Source organism: Hydrogenophaga sp. (assembly GCF_041633695.1).
In the GTDB taxonomy this organism is placed as follows: Bacteria; Pseudomonadota; Gammaproteobacteria; order Burkholderiales; family Burkholderiaceae_C; genus Hydrogenophaga.
Map to the genome: position 1 here is coordinate 1 of NZ_JBFJMY010000495.1, position 2,838 is coordinate 2,838.

Genomic DNA, 2,838 nt, shown 5'->3' on the forward strand with positions numbered 1-2,838 from the left:
ATTCCGTCTGACTGGCACACCCAGGGCCGACCGGCGGAGCTGGACGCCTATGCGAATGTTCCAGATGGTACCGAGGTCGCAGTCACGTCGCTGACCTACTCGGCCTGGATCGTGGCATTCCTTGATCATGAGACCGGGCACAAGATTGATTTCTGGTCAGGGGCCTACCCGAAATGGGCCACGCAACTCGCGACCTACCGTCACTGGAGCGAAGCTTTCCTGGTGGACGGCGGAAAATTGCTCAATGAGGAGGCGATTCGTGGGTGGCGGCAATCGCGCGAGGCACACCAGACGCAGGAGGCGCAACGCTATAGCCTGTATTGGGAGCACCGCACTGAGTACGAACGGCGTCGCAAGCTGTGCGAAGTGGTGACGCCACCATCTCCCCCGCCTCCTTCCGAAACCTGCAACCATCTGGTCACCGTATGCCCGACCTAGCCATGGGCGCATGTGTCCTTGGCCTTCGTGTCACTGCGGTGCGTTACAGAGGCAAGTGTGTGGAATTCTTCACCTCCTCCATCACCGCGTAGGTGCGGGTCTCGCGCACGCCAGGCAGTTGCCACAACACCGTGCCGGCGAATTCGCGGTAGGCAGCCATGTCGGCCATGCGCGTTTTGAGCAGGTAGTCGAAACCACCGGCCACCATGTGGCATTCCATGATTTCTTCGCGCACTTGCACGGCGGCTTTGAAGGCGTTGAACACGTTGTCGGTGGTGCGGTCCAGCAGCACCTCGACGAAAACCATCATGCCGCGCCCGAGTTTGAGCGGGTTGAGCCGCGCCTCGTAGCCCAGGATGTAGCCCTCGCGCTGCAGGCGCTGGGTGCGGGCCAGCACGGCGGTGGGTGAGAGCGCCACGGTCTCAGCCAGTTTCAGGTTGGACAGTCGGCCATCGGCTTGCAGCACCTTGAGGATGCGCAGATCGATGCGATCGAGTTCGGGGTAGGCCGGGTTCATGGATGGTGAATTATCCGGTGGATTGTCAATTTATAGAGAATTATTCTGTCTCACTGGCGGGATCATGGCCGTATTGATCAACCTCTTGCCGACCAGGAGCTTTTATGCCGCGCACCAGCGACCGCCTGCCGTTTCCCTATAGGTCCGAAGCCGACGTGTTGTCGCAACGGCTGCTGGCGCTGGAAGGCGCGATGGACTGGGCAGCTGCGGCGCAAAGGGCGGGTCCGTGGGTGCAGGCGGTGCGCGACAATCCGCCGCCGTTCTGGGCCATGGAAAGCCTGCTCAAGGAGTACCCGATTTCCAGCGCCGAAGGGCTGGCCCTGATGCGGCTGGCCGAGGCGCTGCTGCGTGTGCCGGACGCCGAGACCGCCATTGCCTTGACGGCCGATCAGCTGGGGCGGGCCGACTTTGATGGCGCAGCCGATTCGGCGCTGGCACGCCTGTCGTCGTCGGCGATTGCGCTGTCCAAGAAGTTCTTGCCGGGCGCGGGACGTGAGACGAGCCTGATGGCCAAGCTGGGGTCCCGGTCGGTGGTGGCGGCCACTTTGCGGGCTGTGCAGCTGCTGGGTCGCCAGTTCGTGTTGGGGCAGACCATTGAAGAGGGCATGAAAGAAGCGGCCTCGGCGCGCAAGAGGCAATCCAACCTCGGGTTCAGCTACGACATGCTGGGAGAGGGGGCCCGCACCGATGCCGACGCCCTGCAGTACCTGGCCAGCTACCAGAACGCCATCGCCGCTATCTCGCGCACGGCGGATGCCACGCGCTCTCCGGCACACAACGACGGCATTTCCATCAAGCTCAGCGCGCTGCACCCGCGCTACGAAGATCTGCAGCATGAGCGCGTGATGCGCGAGCTGGTGCCGCGCGTGTGGACACTGTGCGAAGCGGCGGCCCAGGCCAACCTCAATCTCACCATCGACGCCGAAGAGGTGGACCGCCTGGAGCTGTCTCTCGATGTGTTCGAGGCCCTGATCGCGCAGGTAGCCGAAAGCTATCCGCAGTGGACCGGCTTTGGCCTGGCCCTGCAGTCCTACCAGACACGGGCGGTCGAACTGATCGAGCACCTGGCCGCGATGGCGCGCCGGTACAAGGTCCAGCTGATGTGCCGCCTGGTGAAAGGCGCCTATTGGGATGCCGAGATCAAACGGGCCCAGGAACTGGGTCTGCCCGGTTATCCGGTGTTCACGCACAAGCACCACACCGATGTGAGCTACCTGGCCTGTGCCCAGGCCTTGTTCGGTGCGGCAGACGCGATCTACCCACAGTTCGCCACCCACAACGCCGGCACCATTGCCGCCATCCTGCAAATGGCCGAAGGTGACCCCCACGCTCCGCCGCTGCGCGGGTCGCTGCCCCCCGAGGGGGCTGAGCTTGCTGGGGGCGGCCCAGCGCTGCGGTCGTCGGGCCCTAGGGTCATGCGACCGTTTGAGTTGCAGCGCTTGCATGGCATGGGCGAAGGCGTGTACCGCGAGGTGCTGAAGAACCCCAAGATCCGCTGCCGCGTATACGCCCCGGTGGGCGCCCACCGCGACTTGCTCGCCTACCTGGTGCGCCGGCTGCTGGAGAACGGTGCGAACTCCTCGTTCGTGCACCAGCTGGCCGACGAGTCGGTGGGCATGGGCCTGTTGCTCACCTCGCCCCTGTACCTGAGCCCGAAGCCGGCCATGCCTTTGCCTGTGGACATGTTCGGTGCCGATCGCCGCAACAGCATGGGCCTGGATCTGGCGGTGATTTCCATGCGCCAGCCCTTGCTCGACGCGCTGGCCAGGACCACGGTGGAGGTGGTGCCGTTCTTTGACGTGGACCAGGTCGGCGCTGCTCGCATGGCTTCGCAGGCAGCATTCAAGGCCTGGAGCGCCTCACCGGTGGCCATGCGCGCCCAG

The 2,838-nt window shown here is 64.4% G+C and carries 3 protein-coding genes; 2 read left to right on the forward strand and 1 reads right to left on the reverse strand.

Annotation, left to right across the window (positions count from 1 at the left end):
- Positions 1 to 438, forward strand: a 438-nt coding sequence (locus ABYB95_RS20670; protein ID WP_372661317.1) for a hypothetical protein, incomplete at its 5' end; no start/stop codon positions are given.
- 43 nt (positions 439 to 481) lie between these two features.
- On the opposite strand, the gene ABYB95_RS20675 is transcribed toward ABYB95_RS20670, so the two are convergent.
- Positions 482 to 955 (reverse strand): Lrp/AsnC ligand binding domain-containing protein, encoded by a 474-nt coding sequence (locus ABYB95_RS20675; RefSeq protein ID WP_372661320.1) that lies wholly within the window; start codon positions 953 to 955, stop codon positions 482 to 484.
- A 104-nt stretch (positions 956 to 1,059) separates the two neighbouring features.
- Between ABYB95_RS20675 and ABYB95_RS20680 the strand changes: the two genes are divergently transcribed.
- A partial coding sequence (locus ABYB95_RS20680) for a proline dehydrogenase family protein (protein WP_372661323.1) occupies positions 1,060 to 2,838 on the forward strand: 1,779 nt, incomplete at its 3' end.

What these genes read in the sequence shown, in the direction of transcription:
- ABYB95_RS20675 (WP_372661320.1), bottom strand. Translation starts at nt 955, where the DNA reads ATGAACCCGGCCTACCCCGAACTCGATCGCATCGATCTGCGCATCCTC.